This window comes from Fenollaria massiliensis (assembly GCF_000312505.2).
In the GTDB taxonomy this organism is placed as follows: domain Bacteria; phylum Bacillota; class Clostridia; order Tissierellales; family Peptoniphilaceae; genus Fenollaria; species Fenollaria massiliensis.
In genome coordinates, this window is record NZ_HG326226.1 from 211,490 (window position 1) to 236,492 (window position 25,003).

A 25,003-nucleotide genomic window follows, 5' to 3' on the forward strand; every position below is an offset into this window, starting at 1 on the left:
TTTTTTTATAAAAATAGTAGAAATATTTGTTCATATGTGATAAAATAGTACTGATTAAATTAGAAAGAGGTATTTAATTGGCAAAATTACTTATAAAAGAATCGAGCCCTTTATTAGGAAAAGTTAGAGTCAGCGGCGCGAAAAATGCTGCACTACCAATACTTGCTGCGACTATACTTGGCACTGAAGACATCATCTTAGAAGATTTACCTAAGCTAAAAGATGTTGAGGTCATGTGCGAAGTACTTGAGTCACTTGGGGCAACGGTTGAGAAATTAGATGAACATAGAGTAAAAATAAATTCAAATACTATAAATAAATACGAAGTTGATTATCAATTGATGCATAAGATGAGAGCATCATTCATAGTTATGGGGGCTCTTATCGGCAGGATGGGTAAGGCAAGGTCATCAATGCCGGGCGGATGCGCTATCGGCGCAAGACCAGTTGATTTGCACTTAAAAGGTTTTAGATCACTTGGCGTAAACGTTGACGTTGAAGAAGCTGATGAGTACACAGATATATTTGCTCATGCAGATAATTTAGCTGGTAACAAGATTTATCTTGACTTTCCATCGGTTGGCGCAACACAAAATATTATCTTAGCGGCAGTTCTTGCTCAAGGCGAGACAGTTATCGATAACGCGGCTATGGAGCCAGAAATCGTTGACATGGTAAACTTTTTAAACAAGATGGGCGCAAAGATATATGGCGCAGGCACTTCAACTATCCGTATAAGAGGCGTTGAAAAACTTTTAGGAGCGACTCATCAAATCATGCCAGACAGGATAGAGGCAGGTACTTTCATGGTCGCTGCAGCTGCAACACATGGTGATATCATACTAAATAACGTTATCGTTAGTCACATGAGACCGGTTATAGCTAAGCTTCGTGAAGCAGGCTGCGAAATATATGAAGAGGCTGACTCATTAAGAATCATAGCGACTAAAAAACTTAAGCCAATCAAGGTAAAGACGCTACCATATCCAGGATTTCCAACAGATATGCAAGCTCAATTCATGGCGCTTGAAACACTTATCGAAGGAAAATCAGAGGTAATCGAAACTGTTTTTGAAAACAGATTTATGCACGTAGAAGAGCTAAGAAAGCTAGGTGCAGACATCGATGTAGAGGATAGAACGGCAACGATTAGAGGCGTGGAAAAGCTTCATGCGGCAGAAGTTAGGGCGACAGACCTTAGAGCTGGGGCCGCACTTGTTATAGCAGCCCTATGTGCAGAGGGAGAGACAACACTTTCGGATATATATCATATCGATAGAGGATATGAAGATTTTGAAGAGAAATTTAGATCATTAGGCGCAAAAGTCTATAGAGTAGAGGAATAAGGAGGATACGCATGGGATTAAGATCTGATGTAGGCATAGACCTAGGTACAGCGAGTGTACTTGTTTATGTAAAAGGCAAAGGTATAGTACTTAAAGAACCGTCTGTCGTAGCGATAGACCAATATACAAATAAATTCTTAGCAGTTGGCGAAGAAGCAAGAAAGATGCTTGGTAGAACACCAGGCAACATCGTTGCGATTAGACCGCTTAGAGAAGGAGTTATCTCAGACTACAGCGTTACACAAAGAATGCTTAAGTATTTTATACAAAAGGCACTTGGCAGAATGCTTTTCAAGCCAAGACTTATTGTTTGCGTTCCAAGCGGCTGTACAGAAGTTGAGAAGAGAGCAGTTATCGAGGCTGCGAACGAAGCAGGCGCAATAAAAACTTATCTTATCGAAGAACCAATCGCGGCAGCTATCGGCGCTGGACTAGATATCACTCAGCCTAATGGCAATATGATTATAGATATAGGCGGAGGAACAACAGACATCGCAGTTATTTCACTTGGCGGCATCGTTGTAAGTAAGTCAATCAAAGTAGCTGGTGACAATTGTGACGAAGCAATAACTAAGTTTATTAGAAAGAAATTTAAGATGATGATAGGCGAAAGATCATCCGAAGAGCTAAAAGTAACTATAGGATGCGCTTATCCACTTGAAGAAGAACAATACATGGAAGTAAAGGGCAGAAATCTTATGAGCGGCCTACCAATGAACGTGGTAGTATCTTCATCAGATATGCTTGAAGCACTTAAAGAGCCAGTTCAAGAGATTATCGAAGCAGTTCACACAGTACTTGAAAGAACACCGCCAGAACTAGCAGCAGACATCTCTGGTAGAGGCATTATACTTACAGGAGGCGGAGCCTTACTAAAAGGCCTTGATACACTTGTTACAGAAAAAACAGGCATACCATGTAGAGTCGCTGAAGACCCTGTTGAATGCGTTGCCATCGGTACAGGAAAGTCACTTGATTGGGTAGAGATACTTGAAAAATCAAACAATAAGAGCGGAGCAAGCGTAAGATTTAGATAATTTTATCTATGATTACAGCATAAACTATAAATAATATTTATAATAGAGCGGTTATGATATATCCGCTCTTTTTTTGGGTAAATAGCTTTAAAGACCATAATAATATTTAAGGAGGAATAAAAATGAGTCAATATTTTGAAAGAAAAGATTTACAAGAATTTGGTAGAGGCGCTTTAGGCGAAATAAACAAGGAGCTATGGGATAATTTCATGGCATATTACGGAAGCGTTTATCAAGATGGCAAGCTAAGCGGCAGAGAAAAATCACTTATCGCACTAGCAGTTGCACACGCAATTCATTGTCCATACTGCATAGAAGCTTACACAACAGCTTGTTTGGACCAAGGATATACTAAAGAAGAAATGATGGAAGCGGTTCACGTAGCTAGCTCTATAACTGGCGGAGCAGTCCTTGCTTACTCAACTCAAATGAAAAAACTTGCTGATGATATGGAGATGTAATTGTCTTATCTAAAGAGTTTACAAGAAGCGGTTCAGCCATTTGCAAAGACTGTAGGCTATGATATACTTGCGAAGAACCCGAAGACACTTCAGTTAAATATAACGAGGAAGTGCAATTTGGCGTGCAAGCATTGTCACGTTGAGTGCTCACCTGCAAGAGATGAGTATATGCAGATGCGTACAGCCGAAAGAGCTATGGAGCTTCTTAGGGACTGGGACTTTACTACGCTTGACATAACAGGCGGAGCGCCAGAGATGAGCAGGGTTTATAAATATCTTATCGATACTGCCTCATCCATGGGCAAAAAAATTATGACTAGATCAAATTTAACTATTTATAATGATGATGAGTATAAAGATATACCAGAATTTTTAAAAGAGAGAAAAGTAGAGATAGTCGCTTCACTTCCGTTCTATGAAGAAGTAAAGACAGATAAAGTGAGAGGCATAGGCGTTTTTCACGACTCAATCGATGTACTTCAAAGGCTTTGCACACTTGGCTATGGAAGAGATGAGGCGCTTCAGCTAAATCTTGTATATAACCCCAGCGGTGCGATGATACCATCAAGTCAAGAAGAACTCGAGGCGATATATAGAACAAAGCTTAAGGACGAGTACGATATAGATTTTAATAATTTATTCAGCATGACCAATTCACCTATAGGACGCTTTGGCGAGTGGCTAGAGAGGTCAAACAACATGCAAAGGTATTTAACAAGGCTTTGCGATGCTTTTAATCCAGCTACAGTCGAGGACCTTATGTGCCTTGACACGCTATCGGTTGATTACGACGGCACTCTTCATGATTGCGATTTTAATTTAGCGCTCGGCATGAGCATAGCTGGTCCTCACAAAACAATCTTCGATATAGAAAAAAATGATTTAATCGGACGAAAAATCAGAACTATGAACCACTGCTACACATGTACAGCCGGCAGCGGCTCATCATGAGGCGGAGCATTGGAGTAGTTACTCACATAGTACTTCCTGTCACTGACGGGAAGTTTTTTTATAATTATATTTCTTCAAAAAAATATTATCATAAATATAGTTTACAATTTATAAAAATATTTATAAAATACTCTTGCTTTTTATAAAAATATATTGTATAATGAATTCAGTTAGCAATGACTAACAAAAGGAGGTTTTTTATGAAAGCAAGCGTAATATACTGGTCAGGCACAGGTAACACAGAAGCCATGGCAAATGAAATCGCTGCAAAGCTAAAAGAGCTTGGAGCAGATACAAAGCTTGTATCAGTAGAAGAAGCAAGCCTTGATGATGCGAAAGAGGCAGAACTTCTAGCACTTGGATGCCCAGCTATGGGAGCAGAAGAACTTGAAGAGGACTATTTCAGACCGTACTTTGATAGCATTAAAGACATAATCAAAGACAAAAAGGTTGCCATCTTCGGTTCATACGAGTGGAACAGTGGAGAGTGGATGGATCTTTGGAAAAATGAATGCGCTGATAGCGGCATATCAGTTGTAGACGCACTTATCGCATACGACCATCCAGATGCAGAAGCACTAGCAAAGTGTAGAGAGCTAGCAGAAAAATTAATGAATTAATTATCAAGGAGTGCTAAGCCCCCTTGGCGCCCCTTGTACATATATAAAAAAACTGCCCACCAAGGCAGTTTTAATATTTAATGAGTTTTAAAATATTATCCTAATAAAATATCAAGAACCATCATTATGACAAAACCAAAGATGATACCATAAGTCGCTTCACGCTCATAGCCCTTCGAGTGCGTTTCAGGAATTATTTCATCACAGATAACGAAAAGCATAGCGCCCGCAGCCGAAGCAAGCACAACAGGTAGAACAGGCTTAAAAATATTAACAAGGCCAAAGCCAAGCACAGCGCCCACAGGCTCAACTAGTCCAGTTAGAGCCGCCACGATGAAAGCGTATCTCACAGAGTACTTTTCACGCATAAGACTTAAGGCAACAGCTAGACCCTCAGGCATATTTTGAATGCCGATACCAAGAGCAAGTGCAAGACCATCGCCAATGTTTTCAGTACCAAAGCCAACGCCAGTAGCCATACCTTCAGGGAAATTGTGAATAGTGATAGCTATGATAAATAGCCAGATTTGGCTAAGAGATGACGAGACACCCTCGCGCCTTTTGTCAATAAGATGCTCATGCGGAGAGAATTTATCAATCATATCAATGATAAAAGCCCCCAAAATAATTCCAGCCGAAGTGATCATAACCGCCTTGAAGTCACCACCGCCATATTCAATCGATGGCATAACAAGCGAGAAGCAAGTCGCCGACAGCATTATACCAGCTGCAAAGCCAAGCATAACGTCAAGAAGCTTTTGCGAAACATTTTTCGTAAAAAACACAGGGACAGCGCCTAAAGCAGTCATTAGACCCGGAAAAACGAGTCCGATAGCTATGATGGTCTCCCTAGTAAAATATTTATCCATTACATATCTCCTTTTCAATAAATATAAAAAGATTATATTATATAGGCATTTAAAAGTCAAGAAAAGGGTATAATGTAAAAGTGAAGGAGTTGATCAAATGTATTATATAGATACACTTATGAGAGAGCACGAGTACATAATTAAGCTCACAGACCATATATTAGCCGTTTCAAAAGAAATTTTACATGGCAATGTCAATGCAAGTGCCATAAAAACCATAACAGATGTGATTAAAAATTATGCCGATGGGTATCATCATAAAAAAGAAGAGGATTTAGTTTTTAAAGCCATGCTTGACAATCTTGGCGAGCTAGCAGAAAAACTTGTTACAAGCGGCATGTTAGTTGAGCATGACCTAGCTCGCTACGAACGAATGATGATAGAATTAAGTTTAGAAAATTATGAAAAAGATCATACAGACGAGGCACGCCTTGAACTTATCGGTCATCTTATGAGTTATCGCTCACTATTAATTCGTCATGCAGATAAAGAAAATAAAGTCGTTTATCCATTCGCCATGAAAAATCTTCCAGAAGAAATTCAAAAACATTTAGACGAAGAAACAAAAGTCTTTGAAGAAGAAAATAAAGAACAAAGAGACAAGTATATAGAAATAATAAATAAATTCTAATTATGACAAAATTGTTAAAATTTTAATACATTAAATCAAAGACGCTACTTAATAAGCCTATAGCTTATGAGTAGCGTTTTCTATTATACTTTAAAGTGTTTAAGCGCATTGCAATTTAATATCATAAGTGATATAATACACACTATTATAATAGGGATATTATAAAATATAAAAAAGGAAGGAGGGGAGAAAAATGAACAGAAAAATAAGAGTAATAATACTCACAATGGTTCTAACTGTTCTTTTGTTTGGAGGCACACGTTTGATGGCACAAAATGAAAATAATTCAGTGGACCCTCAAACAACTCCCACAATAGAAGAAAATTTAGAATCAAAAAACGAAGGTGAAGAAGGGGCATCTTCAGTTGAAGAAGGTAAAAATACTGATATAGATAGTAATGTAGCTAATGATGATAAAGAGACAGCTAAAACTAAAACTGAAACACCAGAAGCTAATAAAACTGAAAATACTGAAAATGCACCTAAGGCAAAGCAAAAGGAGAAAAAGACTCAAGCTAAAGAAGCTGAAAAGCCAGCTGAAACACCAGTAGAAACACCTGATGTAAAGCCAGCTGATAAAACAGCAGCAGGCAATGGTCCAGAAGATGGCGCAAAATTACAAGCAGCACCAGCAAAGGCACCAGAAGCAGTAGGTGAACTAAAAGCAGGCGAAGGCAATGGTGAAGATGTAGATAATGGAGAACCTACTAAACCTGTAGTTGAAAAGGACCAAATTAACAAAGAGTCTGAAGATGCCTTAAGCAAAAAGAAAGCTGAAATCGAAACAGAAAAAGATCCTAACAAGAAAAAAGCTTTGGAAGCTGAATACAATAAAATGTATTTTGAAGCTATAGAAAAATCAGGAGCTGAAAAGCTTGACGATGCAATTTTGGATCGCTTTACAGATAAATACAGAACAAAAGAGTACTATACACTTAAAGAGGAATATGAAGCTCTTAAGAAAAAAGTTGAAGAAGGCAAGATAACTCAAAAGGAAATTGATGCCTTTAACAAAAAGCTTGGAACCTTTGATCCACCACGTAAGCTAGATGATGATGAAAAAAGCGCTTTAGAAAAGCTTGGAAAAGCACCTAACTTTACGCGCGATCTTCCATCAATCCCTGTTAATAATACAAAAGACGCTAAAGATATTTTTGAAAATTACAAAAATGCTAAGGCGGCTTTAGAAAAAGTTCTTGATGCTGAAAACACAGACGGAAAATCGGCTGATTTTAACAAATTGTTAGATGATTTCAATAAGGCTAAAAATGCTTTAGATAACGCATTAAGTAAAGGTGAAATTCAACCATATTATACTGATCATGATACTACTGAATTAAGGCTATATAATATAGACGGATCTGGCAAGATGCCTGAAGAGCTTAAACAAGGCACATACTATATTCCAGATGGAACAGCACTTGACTTATTAGTTCAAGTAAATAAGGATAAAACAAAGGAATTTACTTTCACTATTAGCGCTGTGGGCCAAAAAGGCGTAGAAATTTCTAAAGAATATTTATCAAATCTGGCTTTCTTAAATGGTGAGCCTGTTGAACTTGTAAACAAGGGCGATGGGACTTACACATTTACAACAAAGGCTGGTACAAACTTTGGTGTAGCGCAAATTAGATTTAATATGCCAGGCTTTAGAGCAGCCTTTCACAAGGGTTTTACAGTTACTATGTCTTCAAATGAAGAAGGAGCAAAAGATGTCAAAAAAACATTCTTAATAACTAAAAAAGGTTATGAAGATTATGCTGACTTAAGTGGTATTGGAACTAAGGACAAAGAGCATCCACAAGAAAATGTAGATGCTGGTCCAACAGATAACGGCATAGTAAAAGAAGATACTAAAGAAGCATTTGACTTCTACACACTTTTAAAAAAATCAAATGCCTACATTGACAAAGTTCTAGTTAACTCAGCCAACGGTGATGCACTTCCACTTTCATCAGTGGACATCACAATCACAATTCCTGACTATAATGGCAAGTTTGCAGAATATCTTTATGAATCAGGATTAAAGTATCATAAAAATGTCGATGGAACATACACTTTAAAACTTGATACAAAAACATTTACAAGTAATTCGAAATTTAAAGTTGAAGATGGTAAGCTGTTTTATGATAAAAAAGAACTTACAAATGAAAACATCAAAGAAGCTTTAAAGAATTCTATACTAGAAGGAAAAGATAGTAAAAAGTATATTGATGCTGATGGAAATGAATATGATGTAGTTGACAAAAATATTCTTGAAGGCTCAGACTATAAAGTACAAGATAATAAACTTTATAAAAAAGAAGATGGTAACTATAAAGAACTTGGAAGCTTTAAAGACAACAAGTTAACTGTAGGTAAACTAACTTATGAGTTACGTGGAAACACTTTATTATCTTACAAAGATGCCAGAACTGTCTATGAAGGCAATGTTACAAACGAAGGCAAAGGTACAGATGAAAAGGCAGCTGAAAACGTAAGCGAAACTTATAAAGGCAAGCAAGTTATTGTTAAAGACGGAGACAAGGAGTCTTATGGCGGAACCATAGTAGAAGATAAAATCTTTAAGACTGAGGGCGATAAAGAATATTACTTTAATGAACAAGACAAAGAAGAAAATAAAGATAAATATTACACAGCAACCACAGCTTTGATTTCCACTGAGGGTAAGAAGCAAGATTTAACCTATAATCCTAAAGATATTGTTACAGATCCAAACACTGGCATTCAAAGAATAAAAATAAACGGCGAAACTTATCTAATTTATAAAGATAAGGATGAAACAAGATTAGTAGGTGAAAAAGAAACTTATAAGCTTGTTACTAACGCTGTATTTAACGAAGAAGATTATATCCTAGATGGCTTAACATATAAATCAGGTCTAACACTAATTGATAAGCTTGGCAGACCTATCAAGGATATCAAAGTAACTTATGATGGGACTAAAAAGACTTATACATTTACCAAAGAAGGTGTAAAAGAAGCTAAAACTTCAGGAGAAGGAAGCAATATAACTATCAGTGGAGATTCAAAAATCTATGTGGACAATAAAAACAAAGTTGTAGTTCCCGAAGCAGGAAAAACTTATAATTCTATAAAAGGTAAGTACTACTACAATGGTAAAAAGTTTGTAGAAGTTGAAGATAAAGATGTAAAAGATGGTAAGTACTATACTGGCTTAACAACAACAGATTTAACCAAGAAGCTTATAGAAGCTTATAAGAAAAGTGAAAAAGAAGAAGTAGTTATTGAAAAGCCAGTAAATAGATACTTTGGTGGAACTGACGCTAACAAGTACTATAAAGTGGGTGAAGATATCTACTACAAGGTAGAAGACGGTCAAGGGACTTATCTAGTTAAAGCTGATGCTACTAGCAATGCAGATATTATCTCTGCTAACGATATTGTGAAGATAGTTCAAACACTTGGTAAAGGTAAGGAACTAGTTACAAATGAGACAAGTATCTTTGATGCAGTTCACAATGCTAAATTCAAACTTATGTTCCCAGGCTTCTTAGCAGGTAAGCATGAAGTTTATCACATAGATGCTAAAGTTGCTGCTAAGTACTTCGAACCACAAAAAGATGATCAAGGCAACGAAATTTTAGTTGAAAAATCTATATTCAAAGATGAGAATAAAAAGGAAACTAAATTTAAAGAGTTTAGCAAGTACTTTACACTAAAGAGAAGCGATAAAGGCAATGAATTCTTTTTTAAAGATGCACCTAAGGAATTAAGCGATAAGCTTGACTATCATTTCTTTAATATTTTCTTTAGAGATGAAGATCACAGAGAAGAAAGAGATAGTTATGTTATTGGTCTACTAGAGAAAGAAGCTAAAGGCGATTATAAAGATGAAAAACTTAAAGAAGTTAAAGATGAAACTGAAAAGAAAAAGTTAGAAAACGAAAGAGACTTCTTAAATATCTTAAAGGCTGAACTTAAGAAAATTAATCCTGATGCTGAATTCAAATATGATGAAAGCACTAATAAACTTAGAGCTGTTTACACAAAAGATGGTAAAGAAATCGAAATCACTCGTAAACTTCTTTGGGAAATTGGCTTTAACAATGAAGCGGCAACAATATTCCCAGAAGATGGCGATGCTGAGATAGTTATCGAAGACCACAGCATGGACAACAGACTAGTGTATGATGAAATCATCGTTAATGAAGAAGAAGCTAAATGGAAAGACGCTAATGAGAAGTACCAAAATGCTAAAAAAGCTTTAGAAGCTGCTAAGAATGACAAAACAAAGACAAGCAAAGAAATTGAAGCCTTAAAAGAAGCTCTAAAAGCTGTTAACTTTGAAGGTACAGACCAATATTTCTATATCGATAAAATCAAAGACATTAGATTTGGTGTTAATCCAAACTTTGTTGAAGGACGTTTCATTCCATTAGGCAAAGATTTTGTCTTAACTAGCAAAGAGATTATCGAAGCGCTTAAAAATACTGAAAAGATGAAACAAATTAATGCTAGTGACTCAAGCAGCGGATACTATATATATGAAAAGAATGAACAAGATATAACTAAGTCTAAGTACTATATCCAAAAAGGCGATACTAAATTTGAGTTGACACGTGATGAAGTCAAGGGACAAATTAAGATTAAAGTCTTAGATGCTTTCTACAAAAAAGCTGACCAAAATAGTAAAAACAAATTCTACAGCCCAGTACAAAAAGCTTATGAAGACAAGATGAAAGCAGTTGATGAACAACTTGAAAAACTCGATTCAAGTAATGTTGATACGTTTAAAAAAACTTTTGATGGACTTCTTAAAGCGGTTCATACTGAAGATACAGAATGCTATGGCATCATTAACAAAAAACTTAACGAAATAATGGAAAAAGTAGAAAAGCTAAAAGTTAATGATGATGAGACTAATGTTAAAGCTGAACTAGAAAGAATTAAAAAGCAATTACAAGAAGATATTCCTAAGCTAAAACTTCAATATCTTGATACAAGCAAAGGAACTTATAAGAACGATGATATGCGTTTTAACGCTATCCGTATAGCTTTAAATCCACACCTAAAGATAGGTGGAGCTATGGATGAAACCAAGACTAAAAAGTTTGGTATCACATCAGTTATAGTTCCAGATATTGACATTCCATATACAGATGAATTTGGCAAGGCTATTACAAACAAAGACATGTATGTAAAGGCAGAAGTTGAAAAGTTCTTAAATGATGATACTAATAAAATGTATAAGGATTATCTAAATAATGAAGAACTTTTCAGGGAAGTAATGAAAAAAGCTTATGAAAAAGTTAACGCTATGGAAAAAGCTCATAAAAAAGCTAATCCTGAGGATCAAGAGCTATTTAAGAATCTTGTAACTATTAGCGATGGCACATTTAGCTTAGAAAAATTCACTATTACCAAAGGCAAAGACCTTAAGTATAAAGACTTAGCTGTTAATGACAAAGAAAGCATAAAGGACAGCAATGGCAAGACTATCAATCCGTGGTATATTGGTGAAGGCAAAGACGCTAAAAAATTAAGTGAAAAAGTTCCTGGCGAACTAAAAAACAGTAAAGAATATAAAGAAGCTGAAGAAAGTTCTATAGACTTGGCTGCTTATTATATGTCAAACAAAGGCTACGACAGAGCTATGTATTACAACAATGCTATTTACAAATTCGACAAAGAAGTACAAAGCGCTGGTATCTTTGAAAACAAAGATGATTGGAAGTCAAAGATGTGTTATTCGGGCATTATTGGTAAGTGTCTTGAAGATGCAGGCAACAAAAATACAAAAAAACCTTATGGCGATGACAAGAATTTTGGCAGCGTAGAAAAAACTAAGAAAGGTTTTGAATTAACTTACACACCAACTAAGAAGGAACCTGATAAAGAAAATCCAAAGGTTGACAAAAAGACTGAAGGTAAAGATAAAATTGACCTATCTAAAAAAGAAGGCAACAAAACAGTTGACTTTACAATTTCAGTTACTGTTGACAAGAAAAACTTAGACCAAAAGAAATACGAGCAAGCTTTAGATCCAAAGAATACAGAAAAAATTAATGAAAGTGATTATCAAAATAAGTTCTATATATATAAGAACGCTTTAATCATGGACATTTTACCGGACGTATTTAAGCTTACAGCTGAATCAAGTATAGAAATGACAATTGATGAAAAAGCTTTAAAGGCTAATGATGCAAATGCTAATCTTAACTTTGCTGATTTTAGGAATAAAATTAAATACTTCTATACAGATGATGTTCTTAAATATTTAGAAGAGCTTGGAAAGACTGACAAAGAAAAAGCTGAAGTGCTTAAAAAAGCTTTAGATAGTAAAAAGTAACTGGTAAGCAACAAGCAATTATAGCTTGGTTACCAGAATTTGAAGCTCCACATGGTTCAACAAATCAATTCACTTTGAAGCTTAAGAATGTACTTGCTGATAAGAAGAAATTTAAGGACTTTGATGACGGAGTAATTGGAACTATCTATACAAACCATGCAAGCTTTAACAATAAAGCAGATATTTATTCAGGAAGTAGTACTGTAACTATTACCGACGGTCATGAAGGTAAAGTTAATAAATATCTACAAGTTTTGGACAAAGATGGTAAGCCGCTTAAAGATGAAGTATTAAAACAATGGTTTAAGGGCAGCGTTGAACTTAAGTTTGGTGATAAATTTAATTACAAGATTAAATACTATCAAGACAAAAACTTAATTAAAACACAAGCTAATCCATTTGCAGTTGATAGTGAGTGGAATCTTGATGATATCTTTGCAAAAGTAAACGATGACAAAGGCCATAGCTTAAGACCAGTACTTCGTGACTATCTTGATGTTCCTGAAGGCTTTGAAGTAACTTATACAGTTGGTAATAAACCTTATAGTAAAGAGCAACTTGAAGAAGCTATTGCGAAGGGCAAAACAAGTCTTGCTAAAGTTGATAAGATCAATATCAAGGGTGCATACCCAGATAGGACTTATCAAGAATTTATCTTACCAATGATGATTCCAGAATTTGATGCAAAAGTTGAAGACGGAAAAGTATCATACATTGGCGAAGACGGTGAAAAGCATGAACTTGGTAAAGCTGAAGACTTCTTTGATCTTGACAAGCTAAGTAAAGCTAATGAAGACATGTTTGCAACAAATACAGTTGAAAAATCAAACACAGTTACTGTATATCTTGATAAGGAAAGATTTATTAAGCTTAAGAAGATATTTGAAGATTCTGAAGGTAAAGAGCTTAAGAAAAATCTTCCAGAAGTTGAATTCAAGCTTCATGCTTATAGAATTAAACTTGATAAAGATGGTAAACCTGTTAAAGATGCTAATGGCAAAGAAATCAGAGAAAAAGTTAACTTAAAGGATTTAGGAGTTGAAAAAGATACACTAAAACTTAACAAAGCAAATGACTTCTTTGATGCTATCTATCATTTACCATTGTTCAAGAAAACTGTAAAGACATCTGAAACTGAGATTACTGATGATGGAACTAAGGTTCAAGTTGTAGTTGACGGCTATATGTATGAATACGAACTTGAAGAAATTCCAGTTAAAGGTTATGAATTCAGGGGCACTAAGACATATAAACTAGCTAATGGTGAAGATGATCCGCTTGGATTTGTGTTAAAGGCTACTAACACTGAAAAACCTGAATATCCTGGAGATCATCCTAAGGAAGAACCTAAGGAAGTTAAAGTAACTATTAGAGTTAACAAAGTATGGCAAGTGCTTAACAATGGAGCAACTCCAAGCATTAAGGTTCAATTATATGCTAATGGAGAGCCAACTGATAAGTTCCTAACTTTAGGTGACGGCAACTGGAGTGCTGTATTTAAAGATCTTCCAGCTAAGGATAGAGATGGTAAGGACATTGTCTACACTGTAGTAGAGGTTGGCGAAACTAACCACGTTACTGAGATTGGCGAAAGAAAATTCGAAGTAAGCTACAGTATAGGCGAAGATGGCAGCATCACTATTACCAACAAAGAAATACCACCTGAAGAACCTAAGGATGAAAAACCAAAGGATAAGAAAGAGCCTAAGAAGCATAAGCCTAATGACGAAGAAGAAAGAGATCGTACTCCTAAGAAAAACAGAATACCAAAGACTGGTGTTAATGAAGATTTAGGCGCTATATACTTTGCCTTTGTATTATTACTCGGCTTAGTATTTATCAAAAAGAGATATCTTGTAAAATAAGGTGATTATATGAAAAGATCAAAAATATTAATTAATATTCTGATTATAATAACAAGTTTATTTTTAATATATAAGGTCTACTCATACATTGACTTAAAAAGGCAAGAGAAAGAGTCTGTGGATATCTATAAGGAGATTGAAGAAAAAGTTTCTAAAAAGGATAAAAAGGATGAGGATCATGCTAATGGCGAGGCTGATGAAGCTAAAGAAGAGGCGAAGAAGGTCGACTTCGATGCGCTAGAGGCCATTAACAAAGATATCGTTTGCTGGCTAGAGTCGGACGAGGGAAGCATTGACTACCCTGTCGTTAAAGGCAAGGACAATTACTACTACCTTTACCGAGCTGCCAATGGCAAGAGGAATCTAGTCGGATCCATCTTTATGGATTATAGAAATGAATCTATTGATGACCCCATGGTCATGATATATGGACACATGATTAAAAATGGAACGATGTTTGCTTCGCTTCATAAGTTTAAAGATAATCCAAGTGAGACAGGCTTTACAATTTACACGAGAGAGCAAGATTTTAGAACCACTTGCACTCTTGCAGCCAGAATCTCAGGAGAAACTTATATCAATCCGAAAGATTACAAGACTTTTAAACAAAGAAAAAAATTCTACAATTTTCTCAAGAAGCATGCAGTTTATGATACTAACTACGAGCTAAAAGAGGACGACAAGATAGTTAATTTTGTTACTTGCACTTATGAGGCCGATAACCAAAGGCTGATTGTGCTAACAATTGTAGATAGATAAAAAATGCCTCTATGTAGAGATACATAGGGGCATTTTTATGTCTTGCTTATAGTTTTGTTTTAGTTTCATAATCTAGATAAATTTGCTCTTAACTAATACTATGTATATAGTTTTGTGAAAATTATTTTTTGTGCATAAAAATATTTTAAGAGCGAAACTATTCAAAAAAACCTAAAAAACAATGGCTAAGTATAAAATTTTAAAACATTTTCGACTTCCGCACGATTTCACTTTACAAAAACAAAGCTTTGTGCTATAATATAGTTGTAGATAAGATAGGACTAGTAAAATCAGCATAGTATTTACTAATCACAGTATTTACTATGTGAAAGCATCATAGAAATCGGGGTGATGATATGCTACTGATTGAAACTTTATTTATAGTACAAATTTTTATATTCGTATTCTTTCCAAGTGTTATTGAACAAGATAAATTAGTGGAAGGAATCAATAACTGCGACAGCGAAATCAAGTTCGAGAAAGTAGTTATAGAAAACGACTCTGAATGGGATGCCGCTCTTCAAGAAGTATACGATATTATAAGGATACGGGGAGACTGCTTATTTGAGCCGAGTGATTTTGAGAAAATTTCGTCGAGCTACAGCAAGTCGAGGAAGACGCTCACCCTTAAGCCAAAGTTTAAGCAGGATATTAGTGTTTTGACTAAGAAGAAAGCTAAAACTGATGGCTATTTAAAGGAATTAGAAAATGTGGTTGATTCTTGGAGCAATAAATTAAGTGACATACAAAAGCTTGAAAAGATCAACGACTATATATTAGGAAAGTCAGATTACTACTATGAAGTGCTTAACAGCGCTCAAGGGGATAATATGACTACAAAGAATGGTTTTTATTACTATTCTTGGCAAGCAATTATGGATAGCGGCAAGGGTGTATGCGATGCATACTCTAGCCTTTTTAACCGTATGTGTGCTTTGTGTGGTATAGAGTCAGAAACTGTGTCAAATGAAGATCATGCATGGAATAGGGCAAAGGTTAATGGCGAGTGGAAATACTTTGATGTAACTTGGAATGACACTACAAATAAGAAGAGAAAATATTTTAACCTAAGCTATCAAGCAATGGCAGCTGATGGTCAACACTAATACAATAAGATTATTTAATTATCCGCATCAAACGATGCGGATTTTTTATGCCGATTGACAATAAAATTTATTTGATATAAAATATATTATAGAAATAAAATTATAATGATATAAGGAGTGATATACATGGGAGAATATAAAGAGACGCTTAAAATGGTTCTTGATGAATTTCAAGCTGAGGCAAATTTAAAGGAAGGCGAAATACTTGTAGTTGGCTGCTCGACAAGTGAGGTTGTTGGCGGAAGGATCGGTAAATCATCGTCGATGGATGTCGCTAAAGAATTTATAGATGTGTTTATGGATTTTGCAAAAGAACATAAGATTTATCTTGCTTTTCAATGCTGCGAGCACTTAAACAGAGCCATCGTCACTACAAGGGAATGCATGGAAAAATATTTTCTTGAAGAAGTAAGTGTTGTGCCTAAGATGCACGCAGGCGGCTCTATGGGTACTATCGCTTATAAAAAATTAGCTGATCCTGTTGTGGTTGAAGCTATTCAAGCACACGCGGGTCTTGACATCGGAGACACTTTTATTGGTATGCACATAAAACCGGTTGCTGTTCCAGTTAGAGTCAGCGTGAAAGAGATTGGGGACGCGCACTTAACTCTTGTTAGAAGAAGACCAAAACTTATAGGCGGCGAAAGAGCACAATATAAATAAATGACGAGGAGCGATGCGCTCCTCTATTTTATATGATAAATTAATAAAATTTATTTAAGATAATATATTTATAGTTTATTTACATAGAAAAATATTTTCTCAAGGTCATTATCACAGTTAAAATTATTAAAATAATCATGCTCATTGCTTTACAAATAGCTAAATTTGTGATAAAATGATAGGAGAATAGTTTTAATTATTATCAAAGGAGGATAAAATGTACGATATAATTGTAGTGGGCGCCGGCCCTGCAGGTGTTTCTGCTGCTCTATATGCAAAGAGCCGCGGCTTCAATGTGCTTTTGTTAGAGAAGGACGAAGTTGGAGGTCTTATTAAAAGTGTTTCACATGTAACTCATTATGTGGGTTTATCTGAGGGCGAATCAGGTGAAACTTTCAGGGAAAAGTTAGAAAATCAAATCGCAGAAGCTGATATTGAGCTAAAATATGAAGAGGTCATCGAACTTGACTTAAAATATGAGTTAAAAAAGGTAAAAACTAGACAAAACTCATACAATGCAAAGGCAGTAATCATCGCTATGGGATCTACTCCAAAGGATTTAGGCCTTGAGAATGAAAAAGATATTGGAGTTGAACACTCAGCTTTAGGTCTTGATGATGAGATTGAAGACAGAATCATATTCGTTGCGGGCGGTTCGGACGGAGCTGCTAAGGAAGCTCTATATCTTTCAAAGCTTGCTAAGAAGGTTTATTTAATCGAAGAAAAGGATGAGCTTGGCATGATTGACGAGTTCAAGGAAAAGATTGAAAATTCTGACAATATCGAGGCGATGACATCGTCTAAGATTGTTAGCGCAAGCGGAACAAGAGATAAAATAACTGAAGTTTGTGTATATGACTCAAATGAAAAGGAAGAAAAGATTTTTGAGAATGGCGAGGACGAATTCCTTATATTTGCTTATATTGGTCAAAGACCAAACACTGAGCTAGTTAAGGACAGCCTTGAAATGTCAGGAGCATATATAAAGACTGATGGAGTTAAGACCTCGATCCCAGGTGTATTCGCTTGTGGTGATATTATTGACAAAAAGATTAGACAGATAGCAACTGCTGTAGCTGAGGGCTGCACTTGCGCTATCGAAGCACAAAAATATTTAGGATATTAAAAAATACAAAGAAGGGGTGTAAAGATGGAGTTTATTGGAAATGCATTAACATTTGACGATATACTGCTAGTACCAAATTTTTCGGAAATTTTGCCAAAAGAAACTAATACTGAAACTAGATTAACTAAAAAAATTAAGCTAAATATACCGATGATGAGTGCTGGCATGGATACTGTAACTGAATCAAAGATGGCTATCGCGATGGCGAGAGAAGGCGGTATTGGTATAATTCATAAGAATATGTCAATTGAGGACCAAGCTATCGAAGTTGACAGAGTTAAGAGAAGTGAGCACGGTGTAATCACTGATCCGTTCTATCTATCTGCTGAACATAAGATTGCTGATGCTGAAGCTATTATGAAAAAGTACAAAATTTCTGGTGTGCCTATAACTGATGAAGACGGCAAACTTGTTGGTATCATCACTAACAGAGACATGAGATTTGAAACTAACATGGAAAAGAAAATTGCTGAGGTTATGACTAAGGGTAATCTTGTAACTGGCAGAGAAGGTGTTTCCATGGACGAAGCTTTGGACGTTATGAAGGTTCATAAGATTGAAAAGCTTCCAATTGTTGACGAAAACTTCCATCTAAGAGGACTTATCACTATTAAGGATATAGAAAAGTCTATCGAATTCCCTAATTCTGCTAAAGATGATCAAGGAAGACTTCTTTGCGGAGCAGCTGTTGGTATAACTGAGGATATGCTTGTAAGAGTTAAGGCCCTATATGATGCAAAAGTTGACGTTATCGTTCTAGATACTGCTCACGGTCATTCAAAGGGAGTGCTTGACGCTGTTAGAAGCATTAAGAAGGAATTCCCTGACTTACAAGTAATAGCAGGTAACGTAGCAACTTACGAAGGAACTAAGGCTCTTATGGATGCTGGTGCTGACTGCGTTAAAGTTGGTATAGGACCTGGATCTATCTGTACAACAAGAGTTGTAACAGGTATTGGCGTTCCTCAAGTAAGCGCTATCATGGAAGCATATAGAGCATCTCAAGAAACTGGAATACCTATAATTGCTGACGGTGGTATAAAATATTCTGGAGACGTTACTAAGGCGATAGCTGCTGGTGCTGACGTTGTTATGATGGGTTCATTATTAGCAGGTACTGATGAATCACCAGGAGAAGAAGTTATTTTCGAAGGCAGAAGATATAAAGAATATAGAGGCATGGGCTCACTAGCAGCGATGAAGGCTGGTTCATCTGACAGATATTTCCAATCAAAGGCTAAGAAGTATGTACCAGAAGGTGTTGAAGGAAGAGTTCATTATAAAGGAAAAGTAGGCGAAGTTATTTATCAATTACTTGGCGGATTAAAATCAGGTATGGGCTACCTTGGATGCAAGGACATTCCTACACTTAAGACAAATTCAAGATACGTTCAAATTACAAGCGCATCACTAATTGAAAACCATCCACATGATATCACTATAACTAAGGAAACTCCTAACTATTCACCAAAGAATAACAGGGACTAAGCCATGGATAAAATGAAAAAAGTTTTAGACAAAGGTTATGTAAGGCTTGTAAACCACTTAGGTAGCGATCTTACTGTAGTTAATGCGGCAAGAGTTTCTTATCAAAAAGAATCTTTTGAATTAGATCAAAATGACGAAAAATTAATTAGCTTTTTAGCTAAACATGATCACACATCGCCATTTAGACACGCTATGCTACAATTTGAAGTGTATGCACCGCTTATGGTAGCTAGACAATGGTGGAAATACATCGTTGGTTCATCTCACATGGAAGGCATTGGCGATACTATGAACGGATGGAATGAATCTTCTAGACGCTATGTTACTGAAGAGCCAGTATTTTATGTGCCAAATGAAAATGAATGGAGAAGCATGCCTGACAATAAAAAGCAAGGCAGCGGCGAACCAGTTGCTACTGAATTAGGCAAAGAATATACAAAAGATTTACTTGAGCTTATTGAAAAAGGTCAAGGATTGTATGAAAAAGCTATGGAAGATGGCATTTGCTCTGAACAAGCAAGACTTTTCCTACCAGCTTATGGTTTGTATGTAAGATGGTACTGGACAGCGTCACTTCAATCAGTTGCTCACTTTATTAAGCAAAGGATGGATGGACACGCTCAAAAAGAAATCAGAGATTACGCAAAAGTTGTTTATGACTTAAGTTTAGATGATTTCCCAGTAGCAATGAAGGCTCTTATCGAGCACATGAATTAATGAAAATATATTTTACAAGACACGGTTTAACAGAATATAATAAGGAGAGGAGAATTCAAGGTTTACTTGATTCTCCTCTTACACTTGAAGGCAAAGAGAAAGCGAAGGAACTTGGTGCTAGATTAAAGGATGAAGGTATTGAAATCATATACTCATCTGATCAAAAGAGAGCTATGGATAGTGCTAAAATCATTAACGAAGCATTAAAGCTAGACATCATCCCAGATAGAAGACTTAGAGAGGTGTCTATGCTTAGCCATGAGGGCATGACTTGGGCAGAAAGCGTTGCTACTGACCCAGATAGAGAAGATTTAATCATGCAAAGGCCAGACCTTTTTAACGAAGGCGGCATATATCCATACAGAGACGCACTTGAAGACGCCATTGCTTTTATTTTTGAGCTCATAAAAACTAATTATGAGAAAGTTCTTGTTATGACTCACGGAAGCAAGCTAAGAGTGATAACAACTGTCTTAGAAGGACTTGATTTAAAAGATACTAACAAGGTAGAGCTTATTAAAGGCTTGAGCCTTAAGATATATGATTATAATGAAGGGAAATTTAAACTCCTTCATGATGATGAAGACTATGACAACTTTGTATAGGAGGCAAAATGACAGAAGATAGATATAATAATCCATTGGTAAGAAAACCAATTTATCAATTATTAATAAAATATGCTGTGCCATCGATATTAGCATTTTTAGTTAGTGCTCTATACAATATTGTCGATCAAATATTTATAGGCAACATTGTCGGTCACTTAGGCAACGCTGCTACAACAGTTAGCTTCCCTATAACTACAATATCCACAGCGATAGCTTTACTTTTAGGCATAGGAACAGCATCAAACTACAGTATATACAAGGGTAGAGGCGATGATGAAAGAGCCGAAAGGACAGTTGCAACAGGAATTACAGGGCTACTTTTCTTTGCTGGGCTTGAACTCGCTTTAGTTATGACGTTCATAAATCCGCTTCTAAAGCTATTTGGAGCGAGTGAGAACATATTTCAATACGCTTATGATTACACATCAATCACATCCATGGCAATAGTATTTATAGTGTTTTCAATAGCTCTCTCACATATAATCAGAGCTGATGGATCACCAAAATACGCTATGATGCTGAATGTAGTAGGAGCAATACTTAACATTGTTTTAGACTACATATTCATGGCCAATTTAAATATGGGTATAAAAGGCGCTGCATGGGCGACATTCATAGGACAAGTGGTGAGCTTTTTATTAGCGCTATATTATATATTCTTCTTGAAAGATAATCCAATCCGTAAAAAAGATTTCAAGATACATAAAGAAGAATTAGCTGCCATACTTAAACTTGGCTCAGCAGCTTGCATTAATCAATTGGCAATGGTTGTTGTGCAGATAGTTATGAATAATGTCATGACTCATTACGGAGCGATGAGTAAGTATGGACCAGATATACCGCTAGCTGCAGTCGGCATTGCGTCAAAGCTCTACATCGTGCTTATAGGCTTTAACATAGGTCTTGCTCAAGGCGGACAGCCAATCATCGGATACAATTACGGAGCCAAAATTTATAGACGTGTTAAGGACACATATCTAACAACAATTAAGATTTCAGTCATCTATAGTACAATATTCTTCTTGCTTGTTGAAATATGGCCACAAATTTTTGTAAATATCTTTGGTAAGGGCAATGATCTTTATATGGAATTTACCATAATATTATTGCGTATAACACTGATCATGACAGCGCTAAACGGTCTTCAACCGATTACAGCAAACTTTTACACATCCATCGGCAAGGCTCGTTTAGGAATATTCGTCTCATTAACAAGACAAGTATTATTCTATCTACCACTGATTATAGTTTTGCCAAAATTCTTTGGCATATTAGGAGCGCTTTACGCAACACCAATCGCAGACTTCATAGCTTTTGTGCTAGCAATGTATTTTGTTGTTAGAGAGTTCAAAGCCATGAGCAAGGCGGGAGATGAGGTAATTTTAGATGCAGAAATTCATTAAGTATTTTAAAATAATATTAATATCGCTACTAGTTTTAATTTTATTCTTTGGGCTTTATTATTACAATAAGCTTTCTAAAAAGGATAATAAATTAGTTATAGTCGATGAAACAAAGATAAATCAAAAGACAGAGGAAAAGCTTGAGGGCGAACTAGTCTTTGCCTTTTTTGGTATAGACGGGGAGAATGGCCTTGGATATATCAAGAAAAAACTTGCGAAGCTTGAGGGCAAAACTGGCGAAGACAGGTATTTTACTACAGGTAACCCATCTGACACCATGATGCTTGTTAAGATTGATAAAAAAACGGGCAAAGTTAATGTAGTGAGCGTACCGAGAGATACGAGAGTTAAGATAGTGGGCCACCAAGGCATGAGAAAAATCAATGCATCATTTGCAAAAGATGGTCCTTATGCAGCCATTGACACGCTTAGAGAATTTTCTAATGTTGATGTAACAAATTATATCGCAGTTGACTACAAAGGTGTTAAGGCCATAGTCGATATTATCGGCGGAATCGAGATAGATGTGCCATTTGATATGGACTACGATGACCCGACAGACTCGCCTCCTCTACACATTCACTTAAAGAAAGGCAAGCAAAAACTTGATGGCAAGGGAGCTATGGAGTTTCTTAGATTTAGAAAATCAAATCATGGCCAAGGCGATAAATTCTTAGGAGACGTCGGAAGAGTCACTCATCAACAGTATTTCATTAAAGAACTTATGAAACAAACACTTAGTGCAAATAACGTGACAAAGCTTCCACGTATGATACAAGCGGGACTTGAACACGTACTAACAAACATTAGCATAGATGAAATGCTTGAGCTAGCAAAAGTATTTGCATCATATTCACAAGATAAGCTTACGATTGAGACAATACCAGGCACGGATAAATACGAGGGCGGCGCTTCTTATTTCATCGCAGATGAGGAAGAGACTGCTAAACTATTCACAAAGATATTTAAATAAGGGGAGGAAGAAAGATGGACGCATTTTATTTTTATAATCCAGTAAAAATTCATTTTGGAGAAGGAGCAATTAGAGCACTAAAGGACGAGATGAAGCCATATAAGAAGGTTTTACTTACTTATGGTAAAGGCAGCATCAAGAAAAATGGCATTTACGATAAAGTTATGGAAGCACTTGAAGGCAAAGAAGTTTATGAACTTTCAGAAATAATGCCAAACCCAAGAGTTGAGAAAGTTTATGAAGGTATCAAACTTGTTAAGGAACATGACATTGATTTCATCCTAGCAGTTGGAGGCGGCTCAACTATAGACTGCTCTAAGGCAATAGCTGCTGGCGCAAAAACTGACGAAGATTTTTGGAAGAAATATTTTATCAACAAAGACGAAGTTTTAGACGCAACACCATTAGGAAGTGTATTGACAATGGCTGGAACAGGCAGTGAAATGGATAACGGCGGTGTTATCACTAACTGGGAAGAACAATTGAAGCTAAGCTTCGGAGGTGACCCATGCTATCCAAAATTCTCAATCCTTGACCCAACATACACATACTCACTACCAAAGCATCACTTAATCAGCGGCACAGTAGATATGTTCAGCCATGTTATGGAAGAATATTTCTCAATGCCAGACGAAGAAAATACTACAGACGAAATAAGCGAAGCACTTATGAGAACCATAATCGAAAATATTTATATAGCCTTAGATGACCCAAGAAATTATAGAGCAAGAGCAAATCTTATGTGGGCATCAACACTTGCAATCAACGGACTTACATCACTTGGCAAACGCTCAGACTGGCTAAGCCACAGACTTGAACATACAGTATCAGCCTTCTATGACGTTTCGCATGGCATGGGACTTGCAGTAATGCATCCAAATTATTTAAAATACGTATACAAAGGACATGAAAAGAAATTTAGAAGATGGGCAGAAAACGTTTGGAAGATGGATACATCAAAGATGACAGACGACGAAGCCGCAATCAAGTCCATAGAAAGATTACAAGAGTTCTTCAAATCCATCGGCGCGCCAACAACACTTAAAGAATTAGGAGTGCAAAGAGATAAAATTGAAGACATGGCAAAGAAGACAGGCGTTTACAAGACAAGCTATTCAGATTTAAAATTACAAGACGTAATTAATATTTACGAACAAGCATACGAATAAAATTTATTTATATATATAAGGAAGAAAGTTTTTAATGAAAGACATACAGACAGAAAGACTAATCTTAAGAGACGCAAGCGCAAGCGATGCCGAAGATATGTTTGAATACGCAAAGCTTGAAGAAGTGACGAAACATCTTTCTTGGAAGCCGCATCAAACAGTCAAAGACTCAGAAAAAATCCTTGATGCACTAAGCAAAGAAGCAAAGGGAAAAGACTCCTACGTATTAAAAGCCATAGTCCTAAAAGAAAATAATAAAATGATAGGAACCATAGACGCGAGAATCTTTGGCGAGGGACAAAAAGACGCCGAGTTCGGTTACTGCCTAAATCCAAAGTATTGGAACAAAGGCTACATGAGCGAAGCACTTAAAGCCTTTATGGAGGCACTTCACAAGGAATGCGGCATTGAAAATATATTCGGCTCATTTGAAAGAGAAAATATAGCTTCAAAGAGAGTAATGCAGAAGAATGAGATGTATTATTACGAAACAGTGAAGAGGAACTTTAAAAACAAGGGAGAAGTGGAGCTCATACGCTATAAAGAGCTAAGGATTTCTTAACTATATAATATATTAATGGCAGTGGATATATGTCCACTGCTTTTTTATGTGTAAAGGCATATGGCATATGACGAGTAAATAATTTAATATTTAATGTAAAAGTAAAATAATTTAAAATTAAAAACTAAAAACTAATTTCTTAGATAGAATGAGATGATTGGTCAAAGTGGACCGACGAGGCAAGCGGAGCGTATATACAATACGTGAGCATTGCTGAGGAAGGAACGAGCCCAAGGGCTCATTATAGCAAGAAATATACTACAAGTAGTATTAGACGAAGCATCTACATACAATTTTAAAAATTTTTTTAAAAATTTTAAAAAAAAAGCAAAAAAA

20 protein-coding genes are annotated in these 25,003 nt (G+C 36.0%); 19 read left to right on the forward strand and 1 reads right to left on the reverse strand.

Annotation, left to right across the window (positions count from 1 at the left end; translation table 11 throughout):
* The first annotated feature begins 77 nt into the window (after window positions 1-77).
* From murA to BN30_RS04800, 5 genes are all read left to right on the forward strand, one after another.
* Entirely contained in the window at window positions 78-1,346 is a 1,269-nt protein-coding gene (gene murA, locus BN30_RS04780) for a UDP-N-acetylglucosamine 1-carboxyvinyltransferase (protein ID WP_019214374.1), read from the forward strand.
* A gap of 11 nt (window positions 1,347-1,357) precedes the next feature.
* Window positions 1,358-2,383 (forward strand): rod shape-determining protein, encoded by a 1,026-nt coding sequence (gene mreB, locus BN30_RS04785; protein ID WP_019214375.1) that lies wholly within the window; start codon window positions 1,358-1,360, stop codon window positions 2,381-2,383.
* A gap of 122 nt (window positions 2,384-2,505) precedes the next feature.
* Window positions 2,506-2,844: an arsenosugar biosynthesis-associated peroxidase-like protein gene (locus BN30_RS04790; protein ID WP_019214376.1), complete on the forward strand. Its 339-nt coding sequence runs from the start codon at window positions 2,506-2,508 to the stop codon at window positions 2,842-2,844.
* Complete coding sequence (arsS, locus tag BN30_RS04795; RefSeq protein WP_019214377.1) at window positions 2,845-3,795, forward strand: arsenosugar biosynthesis radical SAM (seleno)protein ArsS; 951 nt, start codon at window positions 2,845-2,847, stop codon at window positions 3,793-3,795.
* Window positions 3,796-3,995: 200 nt separating this feature from the next.
* Window positions 3,996-4,415, forward strand: coding sequence for a flavodoxin (locus BN30_RS04800; RefSeq protein ID WP_019214378.1), 420 nt, complete (start codon window positions 3,996-3,998; stop codon window positions 4,413-4,415).
* Window positions 4,416-4,510: 95 nt separating this feature from the next.
* Here BN30_RS04800 and BN30_RS04805 read toward each other — a convergent pair whose 3' ends face one another.
* Window positions 4,511-5,284 carry a ZIP family metal transporter gene (locus tag BN30_RS04805; protein WP_019214379.1) on the reverse strand — a complete coding sequence of 258 codons (774 nt, stop codon included), beginning with the start codon at window positions 5,282-5,284 and terminating at the stop codon, window positions 4,511-4,513.
* A gap of 97 nt (window positions 5,285-5,381) precedes the next feature.
* Here BN30_RS04805 and BN30_RS04810 point away from each other — a divergent pair, with 97 nt between their 5' ends.
* The 14 genes from BN30_RS04810 (at window position 5,382) to BN30_RS09075 (ending at window position 24,667) form a co-directional block, all read left to right on the forward strand.
* The gene (locus BN30_RS04810; protein WP_019214380.1) at window positions 5,382-5,915 is read left to right on the forward strand and encodes a hemerythrin domain-containing protein; all 534 of its coding nucleotides are present in this window, start codon (window positions 5,382-5,384) and stop codon (window positions 5,913-5,915) included.
* Between the two features lie 193 nt (window positions 5,916-6,108).
* Window positions 6,109-12,228 carry a hypothetical protein gene (locus BN30_RS04815; protein WP_019214381.1) on the forward strand — a complete coding sequence of 2,040 codons (6,120 nt, stop codon included), beginning with the start codon at window positions 6,109-6,111 and terminating at the stop codon, window positions 12,226-12,228.
* Window positions 12,229-12,302: 74 nt separating this feature from the next.
* On the forward strand, window positions 12,303-14,093 hold the full coding sequence (locus BN30_RS04820; RefSeq protein ID WP_019214382.1) for a Cna B-type domain-containing protein: 1,791 nt from the start codon (window positions 12,303-12,305) through the stop codon (window positions 14,091-14,093).
* A gap of 9 nt (window positions 14,094-14,102) precedes the next feature.
* Window positions 14,103-14,852, forward strand: coding sequence for a class B sortase (locus BN30_RS04825; RefSeq protein ID WP_019214383.1), 750 nt, complete (start codon window positions 14,103-14,105; stop codon window positions 14,850-14,852).
* 356 nt (window positions 14,853-15,208) lie between these two features.
* Window positions 15,209-15,958, forward strand: coding sequence for a transglutaminase domain-containing protein (locus BN30_RS04830; RefSeq protein ID WP_019214384.1), 750 nt, complete (start codon window positions 15,209-15,211; stop codon window positions 15,956-15,958).
* Window positions 15,959-16,084: 126 nt separating this feature from the next.
* Window positions 16,085-16,621, forward strand: coding sequence for a TIGR01440 family protein (locus BN30_RS04835; protein WP_019214385.1), 537 nt, complete (start codon window positions 16,085-16,087; stop codon window positions 16,619-16,621).
* A gap of 217 nt (window positions 16,622-16,838) precedes the next feature.
* Entirely contained in the window at window positions 16,839-17,747 is a 909-nt protein-coding gene (locus BN30_RS04840; RefSeq protein WP_019214386.1) for an NAD(P)/FAD-dependent oxidoreductase, read from the forward strand.
* Window positions 17,748-17,771: 24 nt separating this feature from the next.
* Window positions 17,772-19,235, forward strand: a complete 1,464-nt coding sequence (gene guaB / locus BN30_RS04845; protein WP_019214387.1) for an IMP dehydrogenase — start codon at window positions 17,772-17,774, stop codon at window positions 19,233-19,235.
* Window positions 19,236-19,238: 3 nt separating this feature from the next.
* Window positions 19,239-19,952 (forward strand): FAD-dependent thymidylate synthase, encoded by a 714-nt coding sequence (gene thyX, locus BN30_RS04850; RefSeq protein WP_019214388.1) that lies wholly within the window; start codon window positions 19,239-19,241, stop codon window positions 19,950-19,952.
* Window positions 19,952-20,557, forward strand: a complete 606-nt coding sequence (locus BN30_RS04855; RefSeq protein ID WP_019214389.1) for a histidine phosphatase family protein — start codon at window positions 19,952-19,954, stop codon at window positions 20,555-20,557. Before thyX ends, BN30_RS04855 begins: the two co-directional genes overlap by 1 nt.
* An 8-nt stretch (window positions 20,558-20,565) precedes the next feature.
* Entirely contained in the window at window positions 20,566-21,963 is a 1,398-nt protein-coding gene (locus BN30_RS04860; RefSeq protein ID WP_019214390.1) for an MATE family efflux transporter, read from the forward strand.
* A complete protein-coding gene (locus tag BN30_RS09070; RefSeq protein ID WP_019214391.1) occupies window positions 21,947-22,936 on the forward strand; it encodes an LCP family protein in 990 nt (329 codons plus the stop codon). Before BN30_RS04860 ends, BN30_RS09070 begins: the two co-directional genes overlap by 17 nt.
* A 14-nt stretch (window positions 22,937-22,950) precedes the next feature.
* Window positions 22,951-24,105, forward strand: coding sequence for an iron-containing alcohol dehydrogenase (locus tag BN30_RS04870; protein ID WP_019214392.1), 1,155 nt, complete (start codon window positions 22,951-22,953; stop codon window positions 24,103-24,105).
* Between the two features lie 34 nt (window positions 24,106-24,139).
* Complete coding sequence (locus BN30_RS09075) at window positions 24,140-24,667, forward strand: GNAT family N-acetyltransferase (RefSeq protein WP_019214393.1); 528 nt, start codon at window positions 24,140-24,142, stop codon at window positions 24,665-24,667.
* Window positions 24,668-25,003: the final 336 nt, after the last annotated feature.

What these genes read in the sequence shown, in the direction of transcription:
- mreB (WP_019214375.1), top strand. Translation starts at nt 1,358, where the DNA reads ATGGGATTAAGATCTGATGTAGGCATAGACCTAGGTACAGCGAGTGTA.
- BN30_RS04870 (WP_019214392.1), top strand. Translation starts at nt 22,951, where the DNA reads ATGGACGCATTTTATTTTTATAATCCAGTAAAAATTCATTTTGGAGAA.
- BN30_RS04835 (WP_019214385.1), top strand. Translation starts at nt 16,085, where the DNA reads ATGGGAGAATATAAAGAGACGCTTAAAATGGTTCTTGATGAATTTCAA.
- BN30_RS04830 (WP_019214384.1), top strand. Translation starts at nt 15,209, where the DNA reads ATGCTACTGATTGAAACTTTATTTATAGTACAAATTTTTATATTCGTA.
- BN30_RS04800 (WP_019214378.1), top strand. Translation starts at nt 3,996, where the DNA reads ATGAAAGCAAGCGTAATATACTGGTCAGGCACAGGTAACACAGAAGCC.
- BN30_RS04815 (WP_019214381.1), top strand. Translation starts at nt 6,109, where the DNA reads ATGAACAGAAAAATAAGAGTAATAATACTCACAATGGTTCTAACTGTT.
- BN30_RS04810 (WP_019214380.1), top strand. Translation starts at nt 5,382, where the DNA reads ATGTATTATATAGATACACTTATGAGAGAGCACGAGTACATAATTAAG.
- thyX (WP_019214388.1), top strand. Translation starts at nt 19,239, where the DNA reads ATGGATAAAATGAAAAAAGTTTTAGACAAAGGTTATGTAAGGCTTGTA.
- BN30_RS09070 (WP_019214391.1), top strand. Translation starts at nt 21,947, where the DNA reads ATGCAGAAATTCATTAAGTATTTTAAAATAATATTAATATCGCTACTA.
- BN30_RS04855 (WP_019214389.1), top strand. Translation starts at nt 19,952, where the DNA reads ATGAAAATATATTTTACAAGACACGGTTTAACAGAATATAATAAGGAG.
- BN30_RS04805 (WP_019214379.1), bottom strand. Translation starts at nt 5,284, where the DNA reads ATGGATAAATATTTTACTAGGGAGACCATCATAGCTATCGGACTCGTT.
- BN30_RS04840 (WP_019214386.1), top strand. Translation starts at nt 16,839, where the DNA reads ATGTACGATATAATTGTAGTGGGCGCCGGCCCTGCAGGTGTTTCTGCT.
- BN30_RS04825 (WP_019214383.1), top strand. Translation starts at nt 14,103, where the DNA reads ATGAAAAGATCAAAAATATTAATTAATATTCTGATTATAATAACAAGT.
- BN30_RS09075 (WP_019214393.1), top strand. Translation starts at nt 24,140, where the DNA reads ATGAAAGACATACAGACAGAAAGACTAATCTTAAGAGACGCAAGCGCA.
- guaB (WP_019214387.1), top strand. Translation starts at nt 17,772, where the DNA reads ATGGAGTTTATTGGAAATGCATTAACATTTGACGATATACTGCTAGTA.
- BN30_RS04860 (WP_019214390.1), top strand. Translation starts at nt 20,566, where the DNA reads ATGACAGAAGATAGATATAATAATCCATTGGTAAGAAAACCAATTTAT.
- BN30_RS04790 (WP_019214376.1), top strand. Translation starts at nt 2,506, where the DNA reads ATGAGTCAATATTTTGAAAGAAAAGATTTACAAGAATTTGGTAGAGGC.